The organism is Clostridium senegalense (assembly GCF_018916625.1).
GTDB lineage: Bacteria > Bacillota > Clostridia > Clostridiales > Clostridiaceae > Clostridium_J > Clostridium_J senegalense.
Map to the genome: position 1 here is coordinate 795,185 of NZ_JAHLNC010000001.1, position 24,372 is coordinate 819,556.

General features: G+C 27.2%; 18 protein-coding genes. 6 read left to right on the plus strand and 12 right to left on the minus strand.

What is annotated here, in order from left to right; translation table 11 throughout:
* Positions 1-96: 96 nt before the first annotated feature.
* A complete protein-coding gene (locus tag KQI36_RS03805) occupies positions 97-1,329 on the minus strand; it encodes a M16 family metallopeptidase (protein ID WP_216449935.1) in 1,233 nt (410 codons plus the stop codon).
* A gap of 511 nt (positions 1,330-1,840) precedes the next feature.
* Here KQI36_RS03805 and KQI36_RS03810 point away from each other — a divergent pair.
* Complete coding sequence (locus tag KQI36_RS03810; protein WP_010293136.1) at positions 1,841-3,481, plus strand: DEAD/DEAH box helicase; 1,641 nt, start codon at positions 1,841-1,843, stop codon at positions 3,479-3,481.
* A 272-nt stretch (positions 3,482-3,753) separates the two neighbouring features.
* Here KQI36_RS03810 and KQI36_RS03815 read toward each other — a convergent pair whose 3' ends face one another.
* Positions 3,754-4,491 carry an AIR synthase related protein gene (locus tag KQI36_RS03815; protein WP_216449664.1) on the minus strand — a complete coding sequence of 246 codons (738 nt, stop codon included), beginning with the start codon at positions 4,489-4,491 and terminating at the stop codon, positions 3,754-3,756.
* 297 nt (positions 4,492-4,788) lie between these two features.
* Here KQI36_RS03815 and KQI36_RS03820 point away from each other — a divergent pair, with 297 nt between their 5' ends.
* Positions 4,789-5,406 (plus strand): flavin reductase family protein, encoded by a 618-nt coding sequence (locus KQI36_RS03820; RefSeq protein ID WP_216449665.1) that lies wholly within the window; start codon positions 4,789-4,791, stop codon positions 5,404-5,406.
* A gap of 396 nt (positions 5,407-5,802) precedes the next feature.
* Positions 5,803-7,707 (plus strand): NAD(+) synthase, encoded by a 1,905-nt coding sequence (locus KQI36_RS03825; protein WP_216449666.1) that lies wholly within the window; start codon positions 5,803-5,805, stop codon positions 7,705-7,707.
* 72 nt (positions 7,708-7,779) lie between these two features.
* Here the strand turns inward: KQI36_RS03825 and KQI36_RS03830 are convergent, their stop codons facing one another.
* Positions 7,780-8,298 (minus strand): chromate transporter, encoded by a 519-nt coding sequence (locus KQI36_RS03830; protein WP_216449667.1) that lies wholly within the window; start codon positions 8,296-8,298, stop codon positions 7,780-7,782.
* Positions 8,299-8,301: 3 nt separating this feature from the next.
* Positions 8,302-8,838: a chromate transporter gene (locus KQI36_RS03835; protein WP_010293146.1), complete on the minus strand. Its 537-nt coding sequence runs from the start codon at positions 8,836-8,838 to the stop codon at positions 8,302-8,304.
* A 119-nt stretch (positions 8,839-8,957) separates the two neighbouring features.
* Between KQI36_RS03835 and KQI36_RS03840 the strand changes: the two genes are divergently transcribed.
* Positions 8,958-9,380, plus strand: coding sequence for a YaaR family protein (locus KQI36_RS03840; RefSeq protein ID WP_216449668.1), 423 nt, complete (start codon positions 8,958-8,960; stop codon positions 9,378-9,380).
* A 58-nt stretch (positions 9,381-9,438) separates the two neighbouring features.
* On the opposite strand, the gene KQI36_RS03845 is transcribed toward KQI36_RS03840, so the two are convergent.
* Positions 9,439-10,776, minus strand: coding sequence for an MFS transporter (locus KQI36_RS03845; RefSeq protein ID WP_216449669.1), 1,338 nt, complete (start codon positions 10,774-10,776; stop codon positions 9,439-9,441).
* Between the two features lie 865 nt (positions 10,777-11,641).
* On the opposite strand from KQI36_RS03845, the gene KQI36_RS03850 reads away from it, so the two are divergent.
* Complete coding sequence (locus KQI36_RS03850) at positions 11,642-14,305, plus strand: cation-translocating P-type ATPase (RefSeq protein WP_244991462.1); 2,664 nt, start codon at positions 11,642-11,644, stop codon at positions 14,303-14,305.
* Between the two features lie 30 nt (positions 14,306-14,335).
* On the opposite strand, the gene KQI36_RS03855 is transcribed toward KQI36_RS03850, so the two are convergent.
* Entirely contained in the window at positions 14,336-15,175 is an 840-nt protein-coding gene (locus KQI36_RS03855; protein WP_216449670.1) for a CvfB family protein, read from the minus strand.
* A 21-nt stretch (positions 15,176-15,196) separates the two neighbouring features.
* Positions 15,197-15,703 carry a gamma carbonic anhydrase family protein gene (locus KQI36_RS03860; protein ID WP_216449671.1) on the minus strand — a complete coding sequence of 169 codons (507 nt, stop codon included), beginning with the start codon at positions 15,701-15,703 and terminating at the stop codon, positions 15,197-15,199.
* A gap of 545 nt (positions 15,704-16,248) precedes the next feature.
* Between KQI36_RS03860 and KQI36_RS03865 the strand changes: the two genes are divergently transcribed.
* A complete protein-coding gene (locus KQI36_RS03865; RefSeq protein ID WP_216449672.1) occupies positions 16,249-19,239 on the plus strand; it encodes a vitamin B12-dependent ribonucleotide reductase in 2,991 nt (996 codons plus the stop codon).
* A 56-nt stretch (positions 19,240-19,295) separates the two neighbouring features.
* On the opposite strand, the gene KQI36_RS03870 is transcribed toward KQI36_RS03865, so the two are convergent.
* From KQI36_RS03870 to ymfI, 5 genes are all read right to left on the minus strand, one after another.
* Positions 19,296-20,822: a hypothetical protein gene (locus KQI36_RS03870; RefSeq protein WP_216449673.1), complete on the minus strand. Its 1,527-nt coding sequence runs from the start codon at positions 20,820-20,822 to the stop codon at positions 19,296-19,298.
* 40 nt (positions 20,823-20,862) lie between these two features.
* A complete protein-coding gene (locus KQI36_RS17910; RefSeq protein WP_216449674.1) occupies positions 20,863-22,251 on the minus strand; it encodes a sensor histidine kinase in 1,389 nt (462 codons plus the stop codon).
* Positions 22,252-22,255: 4 nt separating this feature from the next.
* The gene (locus tag KQI36_RS03880) at positions 22,256-22,945 is read right to left on the minus strand and encodes a response regulator transcription factor (RefSeq protein ID WP_010293156.1); all 690 of its coding nucleotides are present in this window, start codon (positions 22,943-22,945) and stop codon (positions 22,256-22,258) included.
* A gap of 158 nt (positions 22,946-23,103) precedes the next feature.
* A complete protein-coding gene (locus tag KQI36_RS03885) occupies positions 23,104-23,421 on the minus strand; it encodes a hypothetical protein (RefSeq protein ID WP_010293159.1) in 318 nt (105 codons plus the stop codon).
* 117 nt (positions 23,422-23,538) lie between these two features.
* The gene (gene ymfI / locus KQI36_RS03890) at positions 23,539-24,279 is read right to left on the minus strand and encodes an elongation factor P 5-aminopentanone reductase (RefSeq protein ID WP_216449675.1); all 741 of its coding nucleotides are present in this window, start codon (positions 24,277-24,279) and stop codon (positions 23,539-23,541) included.
* Positions 24,280-24,372 lie beyond the last annotated feature (93 nt).

Sequence of the window (24,372 nt, forward strand, 5' to 3'; positions counted from 1 at the left end):
TAGTCAACGATTTACTTCAGTTTTAAATGAATATTCAAGAGTTTTGGTTTAAAAAAGCTTAAACCAATAAAAATTTCATTAGTTTAAGCTTTACTTTTATTCATCTCTAAGTAATATATGAATTGTAGGATCTTTTAAAACTTTTCTTGCCACTTTATATAAATCTTTTTTAGTTACATCACTTAATTTTTCCATTTCTTCTATGAATTCATATATATGTTCGCCTTCCATAGCCTGATGTAATACATAATTCCCCAAATCCGTAACATCTTCCAACGTTGATGCTACTGCAGTTTTAAATACTTTTTTCATAATCTCTATAGTTTCATCATCAAATATTATTTTTTCTTCTGTTATATCCTTTATACATTTATCAATAGTTTCTAACGTTTCTTCCACATTTTCTTCTGCTATTGATGTATAAATATATAATGTTTTTAATCCTTCACTTAAGTCTAATGTAGTATAAACATCATAAGCAAGTCCCCTGTCTTCTCTTAATTCTCTAAATAATATTGAGTTAGAACTTTCTCCAAACTTATGATTTAAAACCCTAAGTGCTAACTCTTCATCTTTTGTAAGATTATTAAATGAATACAAGTATAATACTGTACTTTGTTCTATTTCCTTTTTATAAGTTACTTCTTTTTTACATATATTTTTTTCAAATTCTACAATAGGTTTTTTTACTTCCTTTGATTTCCAATTGCCGAAATAATTATCAATTAAAGTCCTTATATATTCATGATCATAATTTGAAACTATTGATATATAACAATTATTCGGAACATAATATTTTTTATAAAACTCAACTAAATCTTCCTTTGACATAGCATTTATATGTTTTTCTTTTCCTATTACATCACACTTTAGTGGGCTTTTTAAAAATGCCATATCATTTATTCTGTTAAAGCTTAATTCTTCTAAATCATCTTTTCCACTTTTAACTTCAGAGATAATAACTCCTCTTTCCTTTTCTAACTGTTTTCTAGGGAATATAGAGTTAATTGTTAAATCTGCTAATAAATCTAAAGATTTATTTAATTCCTCATTAAGAGTTGTAGTACTATATACTGTACACTTATAATCTGTATACGCATTATACTCTCCCCCTAAACATTCTAATTCGTAATTTAAAACCTCATTATCTCTGTTTTTAGTACCTTTAAATAGCATGTGTTCAACAAAGTGGGCTATTCCTTTTTTATCATTCATCTCATATAATGCCCCTATATTAAACCCAACATGAACAGAAGCTAACTGAGTTTCTTTTTTTATTGTTATAAGCCTTATTCCATTTTCTAAAATAATATCACAGGTATCAAATATATTCTTAATAGTAATACCCTCCTCCCAAAATTTTCATAATCACTTTACATATATTTTTAAAAATAATATTCAAAATTCAAATAATATTTTATTTCAAAATATAAAAGAATACTGAATTATTATTTCTAATATTTTAAACTAAATATTTTTATTATATCATTTTATTTGCACATAACAAGAATAATTCTTTTATTCCTATAAATTACTATAATATATTGCCCCTGCTAAAGCAAATTTAAAATTTTATCAATAAATTTATAATTTTTTTTACATTTTCCTACTATATTATTTTCACGATTGATGTTATAATATAGATTTTTTCAATATATTCCATTGATATTATGTTAATACTATGTTACTATAAGTTGTATTTCAACTTTAGAAAAACTTAAAATATGAATTATTTAATAAGTTTATAGATTTATATGACTAACTACATTATAGAATAACATTATTAAGTTTATAGGTTATTTAAATTTTTATATAAAACATAATAGAAAGAGGAATGTTAATGAATAAAATTAAATTTGAAGATTTAAATCTTAAGCCTTCAGTATTAGAGGCTATTAATGATTTAAAATTTGAATATCCGTCTGATATTCAAGCTAAAAGCATACCAGTAAGCTTAGAAGGTTTTGACTTAATCGGTCAAGCACAAACTGGTACTGGAAAAACTGTTGCATTTGGTGCTCCACTTCTTAGTCTAATGGAACCCTCTAACGGAAACGTTCAAGCAATAATATTAGCCCCAACAAGAGAACTTGCAATACAAGTTAGTGAAGAATTAAGCAAACTAAATAAGTATGCTCAATATAAAATACTTCCAATTTTCGGTGGTCAATCAATTGATAAACAACTTAAACCATTAAAAAAAGGTGTAGATATAGTTGTTGGAACTCCTGGAAGAATTCTTTATCATATAAACAGAAAGACTCTTAAATTAGACCACGCTAAATTCCTAGTTTTAGATGAAGCGGACGAAATGCTAAACATGGGATTTATAGAAGATATAGAGCTTATTATAAGCAATTTAAAGAAAGAAAGACAAACATTATTGTTTTCAGCTACAATGCCAAAAGCTATTAAAAGCTTAGCTAAAAACTATATGAAATCTGACGCTAAACATATTGCTATTGCAAAACAATCTCTAACTGTATCTAAAATAAAGCAATTTTACTTTGAAGTAGGTCAAAAAGATAAACTTGAAGCTCTTTGCAGAATTTTAGATGTTGATGCACCAAAAAGCGCTATACTATTTTGTAAGACTAAAAGAGGTGTTGATGAATTAGTTTCTGCTTTACAAAGCAAAGGATACATAGTTGAAGGTATGCATGGTGACATGAAACAACTTCAAAGATTAAATACTTTAAAAAAATTCAAAACTGGTAATTTAAATTATTTAATAGCTACTGATGTTGCTGCACGTGGAATTGATGTAGAAGACATAACTCATGTTATAAACTATGATTTACCTCAAGATACAGAATCTTATGTTCATAGAATAGGAAGAACTGGTAGAGCTAACAAAGAAGGTACGGCTTATAGCTTTGCAAGTCGCAGAGAAATGTCTATGATAAGACAAATCGAAAATGTAACTAAGAGTAAAATGGAGAAAAAACAATTACCAACTTTAAATGATATATATGCTTCAAAATCAGAAAGTATATTAGAATCTGTTAAAGCTACTTTAGAAGAGAATTCTTATGAAAGTTTTATACAAACTTCTAAAGATTTAATAGATGAATTTGGAGCTGAAGATGTTACTGCTTCATTAATGAAAATATTATTTGATAAAGAGTTAAACTATGAGTATACTCAAGACACTCTTAAATGTGAAGAATCTTTCAGCAGGGATTCAAATAGAAGAGACTCAAATAGAAGAGATTTTAACAGAGATTTCAACAAAGATACTGCTAGATTATTTTTATCTGTAGGTAGACTTGATAAAGTTTCTGCTATAGATTTAGTTAAGTTTTTAGATAATACAGCTGGAGTAAAATCTAAAGAACTTGGAAGAATTGATATATTAGATAAGTTTACTTTTATAGATGTTCCTAATAACTTAGTTGATGTAATCTTAAAAAATAGTTCAGGTCAAAAAATAAATAATGTTAGAAAAGTAAGAATTGAAGTTTCTCATAAAAGAAAATAAATGCTAGGCTTTAGCCTAGCATTTATTTTTTTATTTTAAAAATATATTTGGTAACTTTTTCAACTTTGTATCATATGTTATATTATAATGGACAATTTTAAACTATATATTTACACCTATTTTGTTAAAGGTGTTTAACTTTTTATTCCATTTAGTTTTATTTTCTTTAGGAGGGGTATAATGAAATTTTTCAAAAAATTATTTTTAATACTTTCCTTAAGCCTTATATTGGAATACATTATAATATATTTACTATATATAAATAAATGAAATTAAATAATTTTTCCTATTTCAACTGCGTTTTTTAATTTTTTTATCACGTCAGTTTTATGTTCTTTTATTGCAACTATAGCTACTGTTGCTGGCCCACAAGTTTTTTTCAGATTTAAATCTACATTATCCTTTAATTCAAACTTTCTTTTATTGCTAACTGCTAGTTCTTTTGCTTCATACAATATTCCTTTTGAACCTACTGGAACTATTTCTAAAACTTCCTCTAAATTTATAAGATTATTTAAATCTTCATAAGAAAATATTTCATCATCACCATAAAAATTTATTTCACTTCCAACTTTAGGTTTACCTATGGCATACACCGTTGCTTTTTCGCTTATATTGTTAATTTTTGCACTTTTATTTTCACAAATTCCTATAACAGTAATTCCTACTCCTGTAGATGTGACCTTAAAATTTTCTTCTGTACTTCCCGTTAATGGTATGCCATCTATCGAAGCTAACTTCATTTCACTTTTTATACCCTTTATAATTTCTCTACCTGTAGGTTCCATCTCTGCACAAACATTATCTACAATACTTATTACTTTTGCTCCACTACATAGAATTTCTAATAATCCTACCCTTACACTATACTTGCCCGTTATAAAAGGTTCTACTTTTAGTGCATCATGTTCCTTATCCCCTATGCCTCCACTACTATCACAAGCTATAACCATTATTTTTTCTTTATCTATATCTACACATACTAAATCTCTCACTTTATTTCCTATCATATGTTAAACACCTACTCTTTAATTTTTTAAATATGTTAATTCTACAAATAAATTATATCAAAGTAATCTATAAATGCCATGAATTTTTCAAATTTATGTTATAATTTTATATAAACTTATTTAACTATAAAATAATAAAATTTAAGATTAATATCATACTAATAATGCTAAAGACATTTTTATTTTTTATTAATGTATAGACAATTATACATATGAACTAACTTAGTTAATACAACTAAAGAAATTATTTTAATATTAAATAAATATAAATATTATGCCGTACAAAAGGAGAAAAATATGAACAAAGTAAATTTTAAAGGTAGTGTAATGCTTAATCCTACACCTGTAGTATTAGTTACATCTAAAAATAGAGAAGATAAGATAAATGTCTTTACTGTTGGATGGATAAGTACTGTGTGTACAAAAGAACCTATCTTAGCAATGGGAATTAGGCCAGAAAGATTAAGCTATGATTATATAAAAGAAAGTAAAGAATGTGTAATTAACCTTACTACTAAAGATATGGTTAAAATGGTAGACTATTGTGGAGTGGTTAGTGGTAAAAAAATTGATAAAATTAAACATCTAGGAATTAAATTAAATGATGCTGTTAAAATAAATACTCCATCTTTAGAAGAATCTCCAGTTGCTTTAGAATGTAAATTAAAGTCTATCACACCACTTGGAACTCATGACTTATTTTTGTTAGAAGTTATAAATGTTAAAGTAAATGAGGATTTAATTGACGATAATGGTAAAATACATTTTGAAAAAGCTAATTTAATTAGTTATTGTCATGGTGAATATTTTGCTTTAAATACTAAGCCCTTAGGCAAGTTTGGATATTCTATAATGAAAAAGAAGACTGCTAAACGAAAACTTAATGAAAAAAACAAACAAAAATTCAAAAAATGATTTATGGAGCATATGTTTTGTTACGCCTATCCTTCTTATTATGGATGTACAATTTAAATATAGATTCAATCAATTTTATATCTTAATTTCAAGGTTTAATGCTTGTAATTGGATGAAACTCACTATTTAGTTTCATCCTAAACTCTTAATTCTTAACTTTTAACTAACTATACTTGACTGATAGCAAAGATTTGATAAGTAAACTTAAATATAAGGTTACATAACTATAATTTTTTTAATTAGTTTTTATTAAATTAGAAAATTATATCAAACTTAACTTTTATATAATAATAAAAAACAAAATTTTTTGACTATAATCTATAAATATATATTAAAAAATCTTTGAACTAAACAATATATTTATTAACTTATTTATTTAAGAAAGGTAGTGAATTTATGAATTTTTTTAAAGTAGCTTCCGCTTGTCCTATAACAAATGTGGCAGATGTAAACTTTAATGTTAATGAAATTAAAAAATGTATTTTAAATGGATTAAAACAAGATTGTAATTTAATAGTTTTTCCTGAACTAAGCATAACATCATATAGTTGTGGTGATTTATTTTTTCAAAACAAATTATTAATTGAAAGTGAAAAAGGCATATCTGAACTATGCGAATATTCCAAGAAAAAAAATATAATTATCTCTGTTGGTGCACCAATTTTACATAAAAATTGTTTATTTAATTGTGCTGTAGTTATATTTGATGGAAAAGTCATTGGTATTATTCCTAAAATCCATTTACCTAACTACTCTGAATTCTATGAAAAACGTTGGTTTACTAGTGGACTTAATATTATTGATGAAACTGTAAGCCTTAGCTTTCAAAAAGATATTCCATTTGGAACAAATATTATATTTTCTGCTGAAAATGCCAAAATAGGTTTTGAAGTATGTGAAGATTTATGGGTAACTATACCACCTAGTAGTTATCTAAGTTTATGTGGTGCTAATATAATTTGTAATTTATCATCTTCTAATGAATTAGTTGGAAAAGCTGAGGTTAGAAGGAACCTGGTTAAAAATCAAAGTTCAAGATGCATTGGTAGTTATATATATTCATCATCTGGTGTCTTTGAATCTTCTACTGATGTATTATTTAGTGGACATTTAATAATTTCTGAAAATGGTAGTACCCTTGCAGAAAATGAAAGATTTCAAAGAGAAAATGAGATAATAACTGGAATAATTGATCTAGATAAACTCAACAACGAGAGATTAAAAAATATAAGTTTTAGAGATAGTATGTGTTTCTGTCCTTTCACACCAAAAATAATTGACATAAATATAAAAAATACTTCCATTAATAGTTTTGATAGAACTATAGATAAACTTCCTTTTGTACCTAAAACAGAATCTGAACGAGAATCAAGATGTAAAGAAATATTTAACATTCAAACAGCTGCATTAGCTAAACGTCTTTGTCACACAAAACTTAAAAATGCTGTTATAGGTATTTCTGGTGGATTAGACTCTACTCTTGCACTATTAGTAGTTGTTAAAACTTTTGATATGCTTGGATTAAACAGAAAAAACATAAAAACAATTACTATGCCAGGATTTGGTACAACTGATAGAACTTATATAAATGCATTAAAACTTTGTGAAAATCTAGGTACCGAGCTTAAAGAAATAAATATTGTAGATGCTTGTATACAACATTTTAAAGACATCGGTCATGATCCATCTATACATGATGTTACTTATGAAAATGTTCAAGCAAGAGAAAGAACTCAAATATTAATGGATATTGCAAACAAAAATGCAGGACTTCTAATTGGAACTGGTGATTTATCAGAACTTGCATTAGGTTGGTGTACTTATAACGGTGATCATATGTCTATGTATTCTGTTAACTGTTCTATTCCTAAGACATTGGTGAGATATTTAGTTGAATACGTTGCAGAAAAGGAATTAGATGGTACTGCTTCAGAAGTTCTTATGGATATATTAGATACTCCTGTAAGTCCTGAGTTACTGCCAAAAAACAAAGAAGGTAAAATAGCTCAAAAAACTGAAGATATTGTAGGCCCTTATGAACTACATGACTTTTTCTTATTCCACTTTATAAAGCAAGGTGCTACTCCTGAAAAACTTCTATTTTTAAGTGAAAATGCCTTTGGCGATGAATATACTAAAGATGAAATTTTAAAATGGAGAGATATGTTTCTTAAAAGATTTTTTACTCAGCAATTTAAACGCTCTTGTATGCCTGATGGTCCAAAAGTAGGTTCTATAAGTCTTTCACCTAGAGGTGATTTAAGAATGCCATCAGATGCAAGCTATAATAGTTTTATATAGGAATTTAAAATATTATTAAAATAAAAAATGCATCGTTTATGATTAATTTTAAATCATAGACGATGCTCATTTTTAATAAAACACAATTCCTAAAACTGCTGAAATTACTATTATTAATATAGGATGTATTTTAGTTTTAAAGAGCATAACCCCTATTATTGCTCCTATTATTAAGCTTTTAAAATCTACATATGCTGTTTTACTTAAAGATATAAACACACCAATTATAAGACCAATAAGTGCTGGCTTCATTCCTGATAATGCTGAATTTAGTAATGTAGATTCCTTAAATTTTGTAAAAAAGAAATATGCAAGCGTAACTAATATAAACGACGTAGTCACAACTCCAAGAGTTGCCACAATACTTCCTAATACTCCACTTACCTTATATCCAGTAAAAGTAGCACAATTTATTGCAACTGGTCCTGGAGTCATTTGAGATATACCAATTATATCTACAAATTCTGTAGCACTAATCCATTTATTACTGTTAACCACTTCATTTTCTATAAGGGATAAAATGGCATATCCTCCACCAAAGCCAAAAGTGCCAACCTTTAAAAAAGCTAAATAAAGTTTTAAAAGTACCATATTCTATGACACCTTCTTTCTATTGGAAATTATCCCATATAAAGCAGCTAAAATAATTATTATAACAGGATTTACATTTAAAAATGCAGTAAGTAACACAGTAACTATCACAATAATTATATTATTAGTAGATTTTTTTACCGATTTACTAAGACTAACTACTGCTACTAAGACAAGCAATGGAACTGCTGCATTTATTCCACTAAACATTCTTTCTACAATAGCTAAGTTTCTAAATCTTGAAAAAAACATAGCTATAATAAGTATTATACCAAAGGATGGTAGAGTTACTCCCAATAGCCCTAGAATGGCACCTGGAAATTTTCCAATTTTATATCCAATAAATGTAGATGAATTTACTGCTAATGCCCCTGGGAAACTTTGAGCTATAACTAATATTTCAAGAAACTCATCTTTAGATAACCATTGATTTACTTCAACAACTTCCTTTTCTATAAGTGGAATCATTGCATACCCTCCACCAAAAGTAAAACTACCTATTTTAAGAAACGTGAAAAACATTTTTAGAAGCTTTTGCATATAACTACCTCTCTTTATATAATAATAATATGAACTTATAATTTATTTTTGAAGATATCTTAATAAAATTATACTACATTACGATAATAAATATAGAGTATCTATAAGAGGTGTTTAATATGGAAATATCAAAATTAAGAAATAGTCCACAAATCCAAAGAAGTGGTTCTAAAATAAATAAGCAATTAGACTTTTCTAAGAACTTTAACTTTGCTCAACAAAAAAAATCTGAAGAACAATTAAAACAAATGTTAAAAAATATAAAAAACAAAGGAACAAAATTAGTAGCAAGTAAAAATTATGCTGATGTTAAAGCTTATAAGAGAGAGATTAAGGCCTATTTAGAATCAGTGCTTGCTTTTATGTATTCAGTAAAAAAAGATACAAGTTTCTGGCAAACTCAATATTTCATTACAGTTGATATAATAGATAAAAAATTAGAAGAACTAACAAAAGATTTATTAAATGAACAGAAAGAAAATTTAGATGTAGCAAGTACTGTTGATGAAATAACAGGTCTTATAGTTGATATTTATAAATAAGTTAATTCCCTATTTATAACATAAAAAAACAGCCATAATATGGCTGTTCTCATTAAGACTAAGAAGCTACTTCTTCTTCTTCATTTTCACTTTGAGGTCTATTAAATTTCTTAGTAAATTGTGTAAGTAATATTACTATTGCTATTGAATAGATAACTGCTGTTACATAATATGCTATTCTATATCCTGAATCACCTAAGAAGTTTTCGTTGAAAAGGAATCCTGCTGTAAACAGACCTGCTAATATTGTTACAATTGCTTGTGATACGAATATTACTGAACTATAAGCTGGTCTTAATTCTTTAGTAACAAATTCCATTGGCAATGATTGAACTATTGGATTTGCTGCATTCATAAATCCTGCCCTAAAGAATAATCCTGCCCCTACTGCAAGTACCATCATTCCCCCAAATTTATCACCATTTCCTATAATTAGCATGAAAGGAACTGAAATTGCTGATAATAGTGATATGGCACCAACTCTACCAAATTTCTTAGAGAACCATGGTGAGAACATCATAAATATAACCATTGCTATTGTTTGAAGTGATATAAGGAATGATACTGTTGCTCTATCTATTCCTAAAGTTCCTAAGAATATTGTAAAATAAGGAACTATTAATGATGCACCAAACCTTATTAATCCATTATACACTAAGTATAATAGCGCATATTTATTACAAAGTACTCTCCAATCAATTTTAGTTTTACCTTTTTCATCTTGGTGTCCTGCATAATCTTCTTTAACTTCTTTTAGTAATAATAATGGTATCGTAGCAAGAACTGCAATTACCACAAATATTAAGAACACATCAGTATGTGCAGATATGTATGCTGCGTTTTGAGCTGTAGTAAATTTTGCTGTTTTAGTTGATAATGCCTGTGCTTGGTCATAAGCAATTCCAAGTCTTGAGGCAAATCTCCAAACTATTAATGCACCACCTGTAAAACTTGCTAATGCCATTCCTGCAACGTTAGAATACATTGTTCTTGAGAAAACCTTATCTCTTTCTTCTTCAGTTGTATATTGTGTTAAAAATGGTGGTAATACTGCATCAAATAAGTATAATCCTAAAATTAATACAAGAGTTATACAACTTACTGAAAACCAGCTTCTTGTAAAACTTATTAATATCAATCCAGCTATACTAACAACTCCGCCAGCTACAAGTATTTTTTTATATCCCATTTTAACTATAGCTGCTACTAATCCTGCAGTTAATAATGTAGCTATACCTGTATATATTGTATAACTATTTACTATTGTAGGCTGGGCTTGCTTTAAAAATGTTATAAGTGTATCATTTACAATACCACTTAATATACCCATAAATAAATAACTAATGAAAAACATTCTACTATTATGTTTATAACGTTTTAATACCTCTTCATTCATACAATCATCCCCCTATAATACACATACTTTAATTAACCCTTTATATAATTTCATACGAGAGAACACTTTTATGTAACAATATTTTACAAACCTCTGGCCAGAGACAATATATATTGTTAATCAATTCATAATTTATTTACATTTGTTTCTCAACTAGTACTATAATACACATTTTTTTGAAAATCAAGATATTATTTAAAATTAAGAAAATTTAGAATTTTCTATAAATTTTATAGTTTTTAATAAATATTTATGAATTTTTTATTTATTTTATATATATTTATTTTCTGTTTTGTAACTATTTTGTGAATATTGTTTCATTTTTTTTATTTTTTCATTCTTTTTATTTTTTTGTTACAAATAATGGATTTGTTTTCTATAAAATTTTATTTTAATTTATGTAAATAAAATTTTAATACATTTTTCACATTTTCCACTACTATTTCATATGAAATATCATTTAAAATATACATTTAAATTTTAAACATGTTTTTAAATTTCATAAATTTTTTTTCATAAAATAAAACTAATATTATAAAATCTTACACTAGTAGCTTTAATAATTTTTAATTAAACTTTTATATAAAATAATTAACTTTTCCTATTTATTGTAATTTAACCTTATTTTTATTAAATATTAAAAAATTAATTTTTATTTCACAGTGAAATTTATTGTTATTAAGACAATAATATTTCTTTTATATATAAACATATGAAATATAATATCAATTTTAAAACATGATATATTTAAATCTTTTAAAGTTAATCATATTTTTTTTAATTATGTTGATACTAATTATTAGGCTAATATTATTCTTTCAATCATAAAATATATATGAATACAATTAATAGAGGTGATATATTAATGTGGTTTAACAAAACAACAGAAGATGTTCTTAATCTCCTAAATTCCAATTTAGATAATGGACTTTCTTCAGATCAAGTATTAGAACATAAATCTAAATATGGGCTCAATAAATTTACTACTAAAAAACCTAAGACTAAGCTCCAAATGTTCTTTTCACAATTAAACGATATGATGATTTATATATTATTAGTTGCAGCCGTTTTATCTGCTGTAGTTGGAGAAACAAGTGATTCAATAATTATTTTAATAGTAATTCTTATTAATGCTATAGTTGGTATGATTCAAGAAGCTAAAGCAGAAAAAGCCTTAGATGCATTAAAGGAACTTTCTACGCCTAAAGCTCTTGTAAAAAGAGATGGAGTAATTGTTGAAATTCCTTCTGAAGATGTGGTTCCTGGCGATATAGTTATAATAGATGCAGGCAGATATATACCTTGTGATATACGTTTAATAGAAAGTGCCAATCTAAAAATTGAAGAATCAGCTTTAACAGGTGAATCTGTCCCTGTGGATAAAGATGCTAATATTACAATTGAAAATGAAGAAATTGCTCTTGGTGATCAAAAAAACATGGTCTTCATGTCGACTTTAGCCACTTACGGACGTGGTATAGGTATTGCTGTTGCAACAGGTATGGATACTGAAATTGGTAAAATTGCTAAGATGCTTGATACAGATGAATCAGAACAAACACCACTACAAAAAAAACTTGAACAACTTGGTAAATACCTTGGTTTTGCTGCTATAGCTATAAGTATAATAATGTTTGTAGTAGGTATTTTACAAAATAGAGACATTCTAGATATGTTTATAACTTCTATAAGTTTAGCCGTTGCTGCTATCCCTGAAGGATTACCTGCAATTGTTACTATTGTACTTGCAATTGGCGTTCAAAAAATGATAAAACAAAATGCCATAATAAGAAAACTACCTGCTGTTGAAACTCTTGGTTCTGTGAATGTTATTTGTTCTGATAAAACTGGTACATTGACTCAAAACAAGATGACAGTAACAAAATTTTATTGTAATAATAACCTAAATGATATCGAAAACCTAAATATGGATGATCCTGTAGAAAAATTACTAATAGAAAATTTAGTTCTTTGTAATGATGCCACTTCTAGTGAAGATTCTAAAACAGGGGACCCTACTGAAATAGCATTACTAGATATCGGAAACAAATATAATTTAACTAAACTAGACGCTAACAAGAATCATCCAAGAGTTGGTGAAATTCCATTTGACTCTGATAGGAAACTTATGAGCACTATAAATAAATTTTCTAATGAGTCTTTTGTATTAACTAAAGGTGCAATTGATAACCTTTTAAATTTGTGTACTAAAATATATTTAAACAATGAAATAAAAGATTTAACTACAGAACTTAAAGATTCAATCTTAAAAGCCTCATATAAAATGTCTGATGATGCTCTAAGAGTTTTAGGAGCTGCATATAAAACAGTTGAAGACTCTTCCAACTTAAAAGAAAATGATGTGGAAAGAGATCTTATATTTATAGGATTAGTAGGAATGATAGATCCTCCTAGACTAGAAGTTAAAGATTCAATAGAAATTTGCAAAAACTCTGGAATAAAAACAATAATGATAACTGGTGATCATAAAAATACTGCTTTTGCCATAGCTAAAGATTTAAATATAGCTACAGATTCATCACAAGTTATATCCGGAGCTGAATTAGATAAAATATCAGATGAGGAACTTGCAAACTCTATAGATAATCTTAGAGTTTTTGCAAGAGTTTCACCAGAACACAAAGTAAAAATTGTTAAAGCTATTAAATCAAAAGACAATATAGTTTCCATGACTGGTGATGGAGTTAATGATGCACCTTCATTGAAAGCTGCTGACATAGGCGTTGCTATGGGAATAACCGGTACAGACGTTGCAAAAGGTGCAGCTGATATGGTTCTTACAGATGATAATTTTTCTACTATCGTTTCAGCAATTAAAGAAGGACGAAATATTTTTAATAATATTAAAAAATCTGTTATTTTCTTAATTTCTTGCAATGCTGGTGAGATAGTCAGTCTATTTCTTGCAATTTTACTAGGTTGGGCTGCTCCACTTAGTGCAACACATATATTGTGGGTAAATTTAATCACTGATACTTTTCCAGCATTAGCATTAGGTGTAGATCCTGGTGATAAGGATGTTATGAATAAGCATCCTAGAAATGCTAAAGACAGTTTATTTAAAGGATCAATATTTACACTAATATTTAACGGTTTTTTAATTGGACTTTTAACATTAATAGCCTTTGTTTATGGAGCTAAAGTTTATGGTGGTTCTGACATAGCTTTATCAAACATACCTGATAAAATTCTTATTCATGCTCAAACGTTAGCTTTTACTGTATTAAGTAGTACTCAGCTTGCTCACTCATTAAATATGAGAAATGAAAGTAAATCCATATTTTCTATTGGTGTGTTTTCCAATAAATATTTAATTAGTTCTATAATACTAGGACTATTGCTACAATTTTTAGTTATAACAATACCACCGATAGCTACATTATTTGGAGTTTACAAACTTACTTTAAATGATTGGATTTTTGTACTATTAATTAGTTTAGTGCCAATTATAATAAATGAAATTTTAAAATTTTTCAAAAGAAGTAGTGAAAAAAAAGTTAGAGATTAATCTCTAACTTTTTTCTTATTTCTATTAATCTTATAATAGTCTAGTTCCCTCTTTATCTTGAGTTATCAATTTTTTCTTCATAAGCCCACCTAAAGCTCTCTTAAATGCATTTTTACTAGTTTTAAAAGTTTTTTCTATATCCTCTGGTGAAGATTTATCATTCAATTTCATAAATCCATCATTCTCTTTTAAGTACTCATGTATTTCTGTTTCTAAATCTGACTTTTCTTCTAATCTCACTTTTCTTAATGAAATACCTACTTTACCATCTTCATAATATTTTTTAACTCTACCTTTAACTATATCGCCTATTTTTAAATCATTGTAATATTCATTTTTTAATATTACACCTCTATATGTATTTTCTAAGGCTATTTCTGCAGAGTTATTAGTTTGGAACCCATATATAGTTCCTTCTACTTCTTGACCAATTTCATAAGAATTTGTGTCATGTAAATAATTATCTATTTTAGTTGTTGCTGCAAGTCTATTTGTTTTGTCTACATATAATACAAATAAATATTTTTTACCAACTTTCAATTTATAATTTGTTTCCTTAAATGGAACTAAAACATCCCTTTCTAATCCTATATTAACAAACGAGCCAATACGACTTTCATCAACTACTTCTAGATAAGCTACTTCTCCAACTGTCGCTAATGGCTCTTTCATAGTACCTATAATTCTATCTAAAGAATCCCTATATATAAATACTTCAAGTTCATCACCAATTCTTATATCATTTCTTAACGCACTTTTATTAGGTAATAATATATCATCTGATGAATTCCCTGTAGTCCCATCTAAATAATATCCAAACTCTGACCTTCTAACAACTTTTAAACTATTTATTTCACCAATTTTTATCATAATTTCCTCCTAAAGTTTTCATTAAATGCTCTTATGTTCATTTGCCATTTTTACATATTCTATTGCTGATTTTTTTATATTTTCTATTTCTTCTGATGTAAGTTCTCTAATAACTTTTGCTGGTGATCCCATACAAAGTACACCAGATGGTATTTTTTTACCTTGAGTTACTAAACTCCCTGCACCTATAATTGTGTTTTCTCCTATTTCCGCATTGTTTAAAATAATGGAACCCATTCCAACTAACACATTATTATTTATTTTACACCCATGGATTATTGCATTATGTCCTATTGTAACATTATCCCCAATTTCTGTTGGTACACCAAAATCATTATGAACAGTTGTGTTTTCTTGAATATTGGTATTTTCTCCTACTTTTAAATAACTCATATCACTTCTTAAAACTGTTCCATACCATATATTGGTATTCTTACCTATGGTAGCTTCTCCTACTATAGTTGCATTTTCTGCTATAAAACAACTTTCATCTATAACTGGACTCTTTCCTTTAAATGATTTTATCACAAAAATCACTCCTTATCATAAAAATATATTCATATCTGCCTTTAACCATATACTACTCTTCATTATATCCTTTTGCGTTGTGTATATTCAACCACTAAGTAAAGGTATATTTAAATACTATAATGCTAACTTTATAATATAGAGAAATAATATTTTATTTAAAATTATATAATTTTTTAGTATTAGTTTGAAATTAAGAGTTAAGACTTTATTATGAAAATGGCAATAGAATCTTATAAACATCTAAATTTAATCTTATTCTACTACATTAATCACTAAATTTATTTTTATAATTTAGTATATATTATTTTATATACTTATTTTTTTCTACAATAGTACAAATAATTCTATTATTTTCGAATTGTTTTTCATTATTGTTATAAAATAATAATTGTTGATTAAATTTAATCCTTGTTATATAATACAACATATAGTGCATATTATACTACATATAGTAATATGTAGTATTTTTGTTTCGTTAATTTTCTACGCTTAGGAGGTGCAGTGCTAGTTAGTTTTAAAAGTTAACTAATCTAGTGATGATAATGAGTAATATAAAAAATTTATTTAAAAGATATTATACAAAAAAACTTGATGAAAATAAAAATCTTAATGTATATGATTTATTCAAATGGAAAAAGATTAATGTTTTTATAAAGGACTATAAAAGTGATAAGGTTTTAGTTGATATGAAAGATTTAGAATTTCCTATTCACTACTCACAAAATGCTTGTGATATAATTGCTTCAAAGTATTTTAAAAAAGCAATGGTACCTAATGAATGTGGTTATGAAAATTCATTAAAAATGGTAGTCCATAGAATTGTTAACTTCTGGTGTGAAGCATTAGTTGATGAAGGTCTAATTGATTCTGAAAAAGAAAAAGAAATCCTTTATGACGAATTAGCATACTGTTTTTTAAATCAAATGTATGCACCAAATTCCCCACAATGGTTTAATACAGGTTTAATGCACTCCTATGGAATAAAGAGTGAAAGCTTAAATAATTATTATTTTGACCCTAAGGAGGGAAAGGTAGTAAAAAGTAAAGATGCTTATACAAGAACTCAAGCTTCAGCATGTTTTATACTATCTATAGAAGATAAGCTTTTAGGAAAACATTCTATATCTGAACAATTTGTAACGGAAACTAAATTATTTAAAGGTGGCTCTGGTACTGGTACAAACTACTCCAATATAAGAGCTAAAGGCGAAAAGCTTTCTGGCGGTGGCATATCTTCTGGAGTTATGAGCTTTTTAAAAGGTTTAGATAGAAATGCTGGAGCCATAAAATCTGGTGGAACTACTAGAAGAGCCGCTAAAATGGTAGCTTTAGATATAAATCATCCTGAAATATTAGAATTTATCCAGTGGAAAGCAAGAGAAGAAGATAAGGTTAGAGCTTTAGGTAAGATGGGATATGATGCCAACTTTGAAGGAGAAGCTTATGAAACAGTTTCTGGTCAAAATGGTAATAACTCTATAAGATTAAGTGATGATTTTATGCAAAAAGTTGAAAATCTTTCTGTTAATCCTGAAGAAACTATAGAGTTAAAAGGACGAGTAGATAATTTTATAAATAAAAAAGTAAAAGTAAGTTTATTATGGGATAAGTTTAATACATCTGCTTGGAAATGTGCAGACCCTGCACCTCAATTTGATGATACTTTTAATAGTTGGCATACTTGTCCATGTGGAGAAGATGGTTTATTTAATGCTAAATATAATAGAATAAATTCTACAAACCCATGTGGTGAGTATGCTTTTTTAGATGATACATCTTGCAATTTAGCATCCATAAACCTTTATAAATTTTATAATAATGAAGATAATTCTTTTGATTTAGAAGGTTATATTCACTTAGTTTCTATTTTGCAATTAGCTTTAGAAGCTTCTATACATTGGGGTCAATTTCCAACTGAAGATATAGCTAGAAAAACTTATTTATTTAGAACCACTGGTCTTGGAGTTTCTAATTTATCATCCTTGCTTATGGTTATGGGATATCCTTATGACTCTGATGAAGCCAGAGCAATTTCTGCATCTTTAATAGGATTACTTACAGCTACTTCTTATAAAACTTCAGCTATAATGGCAGAAAAGTTAGGTTCATTTGAAAAATATCCTATTAATAAAGAATATATGTTAAAGGTTATAAGAAATCATTGTAGAGTTGCTAAAGTTTTAGACTCTGAATATGAAAACTTAAATTATAAACCACTTGAAATTAATCATAATATTTTAAACAAAATTCACTGGGAGAAATTAAGCAAATTGCTAAAATCCACATGGAAAGATGCTCTTAATTTAGGTGAAAAGCATGGATATAGAAATGCTCAAGTTTCGGTTATTGCACCTACTGGAACTATATCATTTGCAATGGATTGTGGTGCTACTTCAATAGAACCATATTTTTCTCATTTTGTATATAAAAAATTATCTGGTGGTGGATTTATGACTATAGTAAATCCTGTTATAGAAGAAACACTTAAAAATTTAGGCTATTCTTCCAATGAAATTAAAGATATTTTAGATTATATACTTAGAAAAGAAATTGTCTCTGAAGATGGATTTGAATATGAAAAAATAATTGATGGAAAAATAGAAGATGCACCACATTTAAAAGATGAACATCTACCAATATTTGATACTGCTAATAAATGTGGTAGCGGCGATAGATTTATTGATGCCATGGGACATGTGCTTATGATGGCCAGTATAACTCCTATGATTTCTGGAGCTGTTTCTAAAACTGTTAATCTTCCATCTAATGCAACTGTAGAAGATTTTAAATCTGTTGTAATAAATTCATGGAAGCTTGGAATTAAAGGTATTTCTCTTTATAGGGATGGTTGCAAAGCTAGCCAACCACTTAATACTACTCTTGACGATGGAAAAAAATCCGACCTTGAAGATTTAACTTATGATGAGTTATTAAAAAAAGCTAGAGAATTAGAAGGTAACCGTTGTATTTCTACTCGCGAAAAACCTGAAGGAATTCGCTATGGAACAACCCATCCAGCTCAAATAGATGAAGTAAAAATATATACAACAGTTAATAGAAATGAAAAAGATGAAATTTGCGAAATTTATATAACTACAGATAGAGAAGGTACAATAATAATGGGACTTTTAAATTCCTTATCCAAATCTATATCTGTAATGTTGCAGTATAATGTTCCACCTCAGGATATAGCAAAAATGCTTAGAGGTCAAAAATATGAGCCTTATGGATTTGTTCAAAAACATCCATATATAAAACAAGTTTCTTCTATATCTGATTTAATTAGTAAAGTTATTGATATAGAACTTGGAGATTTTTCTAGGTGTCAAGTTAAACCACAAACTACTAGCACTGAATTTAATGTCCAAAATAATATTACTAACAATGTAGCAGAAACTGAAATTTCTAGTAGTTCTATTGATGGCGAACGAATTTATTCTGAAGTTTGTTCAAATTGTTCTAGTACTAGACTTGTAAGGAATGGTACTTGTAAGGTTTGCCAAGACTGTGGCACAACAACAGGATGTAGTTAAGTATATATAGTTAAAAAGTATAGTTCAAAATAAAGATTATTTTGAACTATACTTTTTTATTCTAAATTCTCATTTACTTCTTTATCCCATTGATCAACATAATCGCCAGTAGCCCATTCAGCCATTATAAGCTTTTCATTTTCTTTCAAATCAAATTCACCTAATGGTGCATCACTTAAGTTAGTTCCAACAATTTTATATACAAGTATTTTTTCATCTGTAAATACTACTGCCATGTCTTTATTTGGAGAACAAATTACATCTTTTGCCCTTGGCACCTGTTCTTTTACCTTTGCTAATGGTAAATATACTGAATCATATTTTAAAAGAGTTTGTGGAACATCTATAGGAATTTGGAAATCTGCATAATCATTATTGGTTAAATCTTGATTAACTCTACCTTTCATACCCCATTTTCCAGGTACTCTTTCTACACCAAATCCCCAAAAATCTTTAGTATAATCCTCTTTATTTATAGATCCTGTTTTATTATTTATCCTCATTATTTCTTCATTAACAACTTCTAGCTGCTCTTTGCCTAAAATTTTTGATATACTTATTGATTTCATTTCTCCTGAGTATACTGTATCAATAGGAATTGTTTCTAAATTTTCGTAATCAAATTTTTCATTTTCATAATCTACATTATTTCCATGAGTTTCTACACACATATAATCATTAGCTATAAAATTTATTTCAATAGTTCCATAGGTCCATCCATTTCTAATTTCCTTTTTAAGTGCATTGTTCCCTTCATCTTTTTTATTTAAAGGAATTGCAGTAATATTATCCTGTATATAATCATTTCCTGAGACCCTTTCACTTTCTACTTTCCAAAATCCATTTTTTCTAACTAAAAATATATATGGTATCTCTTTAATTTCCACATTCTCCCCATCAAAATTAACCCATAAAGTTCTATAAGAAAATTTATTCATTTTATCTATATAATTTTTAAATATAAGTGGATATGTATCCATTTTAGTAGTTTCCTTTAAGCCTATAAAAACACCACTTTTTTCTTTGGTTAAATCACTTTCATCAGAGTATTTACTATTTCCTATAGCAACACCCTTTTGATTTTGTTTTTCTTTCAACTCATCTATATCATTTGAATCAATCCTAGAAATGTAATATATTATATTATTACTTTCCACAATAGCATTATCATTGTCTATTAATAATACATCTTCATAATAGTGTTCATCTGAAGATATAGATATTATACTTATTCTCTCATCATTAATTCCTATCTCTTTTGGTTCTATTCCGTATTTTTTTAGAATATAGTTTTCCGCTTCTACTACTTTTAATTTATATTTTGGATTTTTATATGTATTATTAGGAAATATAGCTACTTGCGTATTTATAGTAATTATAGACTTATTCCAAACATTATATGATTCATTTAAATTATCACTTTTTTCTAAAGGTTTATATCCATTAACTATCCATTGTCCATTAATAATAGGTGTTGTAGTTGGTTCTTTTGCCTTCACAGCTAAATCAATATTATCATATTTACAACCTACCAATAGAATTATGATAATAAACATAGATATTAACCCGAAAATTTTCTTCATATACTACTCCTCTGCTTTAATATAAATTTCTACCGTATTTTTATAATAATAATGGTAATCTTACTATAACTTCTGTACCTACATTAACCTCACTTAATATTAATAATTCTCCATCATGTAGCTTCACTATTTCATCACACACTGATAATCCAATTCCATTACTTGACTTTGAATCTTTTCCTTTAAAAAACTTCTCTTTTACTTTTTCTAAGTCTTCTGAGGCTATGCCTCCGCCATTATCTTTAACACTTATGTTTATATACTTCTCATCAGCGTTAACACATATTAAAATCCTACCACCATCATTAGTAAATTTTATAGCATTATCAATTATATTTATAAAAACTTGTTTTGCTTTATTTATATCTACACTTATACTTGGCAACTCTCCATCTACTTTTAAAGTTAAAATTAAGCCTTCATTATTTGCTCTTGGTGTAAGTTGTTTACATATACCTTTAAGCAAATCATCAATATTTACATTTTCCTTTTTCAATGTCATATTTCCTGATAATAATTTTGAAAAATCTAATAAATCCTCAACTAAATATGTTAACCTATCAACCTCTTGTTCTATTATATCTAATCCTTCTTTTATCTCTTCCTCATCCTCAAATTCAGATGACTTTAATACAATAGACCATCCCTTTATTGATGTAAGTGGTGTTCTAAGTTCATGAGATACAGATGCAATAAATTCATTTTTTAATTTTTCGTTTTTTAATATCTCTTCTGACATATAATTTAAGGTGTCTGCTAGTTTTCCAATTTCATCATCAGAATACTTAGGTATTTTATCATTAAAGTTTCCCTCTGCCATTTTTTCTGCACCTTGACTTATTATTTTAAGCGGTTTTGCCACACTGTTAGAAATTACCAAACTAACAAAACTGGATAGTATTATAATGATAAATCCTGCCATTATTGCATATTGTGATACTTTTAATATATTTCTATCCACATCCACAGTAGAAGATGTGAATCTAAGAACCCCATCAACTTCTCCATTATAATATAGTGGCATATATACACTCAAAATAGGTTCATTATTTAAGCTACTTTTTTCTTTAAAAAACTTTATTTTACCATTAACCAATTCTTTAAATTCATTGGTTACTGTTATTTTACCCCTATTTTGACCTTGGGAATCCATTAAAATATCTCCCTTTTTATCTATTATTTCAGCCTTAGCATCAGCATTTTCCCAATAAAGATCTATATCATTAGAAATATTACTTTTTACAGTATCATTATAAAAATACGTATTATAAAAATTAGTAGATATACCAATTTGATTCACTAAACTTTCTTCTAAACCTCCATAATAGAAACTTCTAATAGCAAATATGCTTATAACTTCAACTAGTATTACTGTTATTATTATACTCACTAAATATCCACCGGAAATTCTTGTTTTTATAGATGTCACTTTACTATGCCCTCCATCTATATCCAGTTCCCCAAACCGTTTCAATATAAACTGGTTCTGATGGAACTTCTTCTATTTTACTTCGTAATCTTCTTATATTTACATCAACTATTTTATTATCGCCAACATAGTTATATCCCCACACCATATCTAAGAGCTCATCTCTACTAAAAGCTTTCCCTCTATTTTCTATAAATATCTTAATTATCATATATTCTTTTGGTGTTAAATCTAACTCTATATTATTTTTATATACCTTTTTACTATATATATCTAGCTTAAATTCTCCAGAATATAAATAATTATCTTCTTTTTCTTTTTTAGAATATTGCATTCTTCTTAATAAGGATTTTATTATTGCAACTAACTCTAATGGATTAAATGGTTTGACTAAATAATGATCTGCACCAAACTCTAACCCATTAATTTTATCAGAATCTTGCCCCCTAGCAGTTAACATTATAACTCCTATCTCCGGATAATCTTTTTTTAATATTTCACAAACCTTAAATCCATCTATACCTTTTCCAAGCATAATATCTAATATAACTATATCTGGATTTTCTTCTCTTGCTTTTTGAACTCCATCCTCTCCATTTTCAGCTTCTAATACATTAAAACTTTCCCTTTTAAGACTTATCTTTAGAAATTTTCTTATAGACATCTCATCCTCAACAACTAAAATTTTAGCCATATTACCACTCCCTATTATACATAAATAACCTATATTAATTTTGCTTAATTATAATTTTGTAAAATAAAACCTTATTGTAATATACAAACTTTTTAAAGGATGTTTTCTGTATTAATCTTTATAAAAGAAAATAAAAAATCACAGATTTCTGTGATTTTTTATTTTGAATCATCAATATCTTCATAATCAACATCTATAATCACAGATTCTTCATCTTCTGCTGTGTATAAATTTTCACTATTAGTTTTATTTTTATATTCCTTATTGTATTGACTATAAGACTGATCATAACTTTTAAATTGTTTTTTAGCTTTATGTTTTAAATACAAAACACCTAATACTGTTAATAATATTATTATCCCTACTATAGTAAATATAAAACTTATAACTGTTCCAAAGATAGATAGTATAGTTGGTCCTAATAATATAATAAGTACTATGCCTATTATTGTATATACTAACTCTTTACCGCTCATATCTATGTATTCACCTCTTTTAGTATTTGTATTAAATTTTTATATTTTAATATCATTATACTATAACTTTGTTTCAATTTATTTTCAATGTGAAATTTCAATTATATTTTATTATATTTATATTATAGCCCCATCTACATTTAATATTTGTCCTGTTATGTAAGATGAGTTTTGAGATACTAAAAAAGCTACAGCCTTAGCAACCTCTCTCGGTTCTCCTAGTCTTCCCATAGGAATTTCTTCTTGTAAATCTTTTAGTTCATCTTCACTAAGCCATGAATTCATTTTAGTTTTTATTACTCCTGGTGCAACTGCATTAACCCTTATATTCATAGGTGCAACTTCTTTAGCTAATGCTCTAGTAAACATATTTACTGCACCCTTTGATGCTGAATAGGCAACTTCGCATGACGCACCAACATTTCCCCACATTGAAGATATGTTTACTATATTTCCACATCCTCGTTCAATCATATGAGGTATTACATTTTTGCTCATATTAAATAAAGACTTTACGTTTACATTTATTAATTGATTAAATTCTTCTTCTTTCATATCAATAAATAATCCTACTTTAGATATAGCTGCATTATTTACTAATATATCAATTTTACCAAACTTACTTAAACATTTTGTTACTAATTCATTACAAAAATTATACTCAGAAACATTTCCTTTTACTAATATTCCATATCCACCTAAAGATTTAACTTCCTCTAATGTATTAATAGCACTTTCATCGTCATTATTATAATTTATAACCACACTAGCACCTAATCTAGTTAACTCCAAGACAATAGCTTTTCCAATACCTCTACTTCCACCTGTAACAATTGCTACTTTACCTTTTAAACTCATAAAATCACTTCCTTTTATTAATACTTCTCTTTAATATGTACATATAAAATTTGCTTTAACTACTAAAATATTTATATGTTATAAAAATAGCAG

What these genes read in the sequence shown, in the direction of transcription:
- KQI36_RS03855 (WP_216449670.1), bottom strand. Translation starts at nt 15,175, where the DNA reads ATGATAAAAATTGGTGAAATAAATAGTTTAAAAGTTGTTAGAAGGTCA.
- ymfI (WP_216449675.1), bottom strand. Translation starts at nt 24,279, where the DNA reads ATGAGTTTAAAAGGTAAAGTAGCAATTGTTACAGGTGGAAGTAGAGGT.
- KQI36_RS03865 (WP_216449672.1), top strand. Translation starts at nt 16,249, where the DNA reads ATGAGTAATATAAAAAATTTATTTAAAAGATATTATACAAAAAAACTT.
- KQI36_RS03850 (WP_244991462.1), top strand. Translation starts at nt 11,642, where the DNA reads ATGTGGTTTAACAAAACAACAGAAGATGTTCTTAATCTCCTAAATTCC.
- KQI36_RS03815 (WP_216449664.1), bottom strand. Translation starts at nt 4,491, where the DNA reads ATGATAGGAAATAAAGTGAGAGATTTAGTATGTGTAGATATAGATAAA.
- KQI36_RS03825 (WP_216449666.1), top strand. Translation starts at nt 5,803, where the DNA reads ATGAATTTTTTTAAAGTAGCTTCCGCTTGTCCTATAACAAATGTGGCA.
- KQI36_RS03835 (WP_010293146.1), bottom strand. Translation starts at nt 8,838, where the DNA reads ATGCAAAAGCTTCTAAAAATGTTTTTCACGTTTCTTAAAATAGGTAGT.
- KQI36_RS03820 (WP_216449665.1), top strand. Translation starts at nt 4,789, where the DNA reads ATGAACAAAGTAAATTTTAAAGGTAGTGTAATGCTTAATCCTACACCT.
- KQI36_RS03885 (WP_010293159.1), bottom strand. Translation starts at nt 23,421, where the DNA reads ATGAGCGGTAAAGAGTTAGTATATACAATAATAGGCATAGTACTTATT.
- KQI36_RS03880 (WP_010293156.1), bottom strand. Translation starts at nt 22,945, where the DNA reads ATGGCTAAAATTTTAGTTGTTGAGGATGAGATGTCTATAAGAAAATTT.
- KQI36_RS03830 (WP_216449667.1), bottom strand. Translation starts at nt 8,298, where the DNA reads ATGGTACTTTTAAAACTTTATTTAGCTTTTTTAAAGGTTGGCACTTTT.
- KQI36_RS03810 (WP_010293136.1), top strand. Translation starts at nt 1,841, where the DNA reads ATGAATAAAATTAAATTTGAAGATTTAAATCTTAAGCCTTCAGTATTA.
- KQI36_RS03845 (WP_216449669.1), bottom strand. Translation starts at nt 10,776, where the DNA reads ATGAATGAAGAGGTATTAAAACGTTATAAACATAATAGTAGAATGTTT.
- KQI36_RS03870 (WP_216449673.1), bottom strand. Translation starts at nt 20,822, where the DNA reads ATGAAGAAAATTTTCGGGTTAATATCTATGTTTATTATCATAATTCTA.
- KQI36_RS03840 (WP_216449668.1), top strand. Translation starts at nt 8,958, where the DNA reads ATGGAAATATCAAAATTAAGAAATAGTCCACAAATCCAAAGAAGTGGT.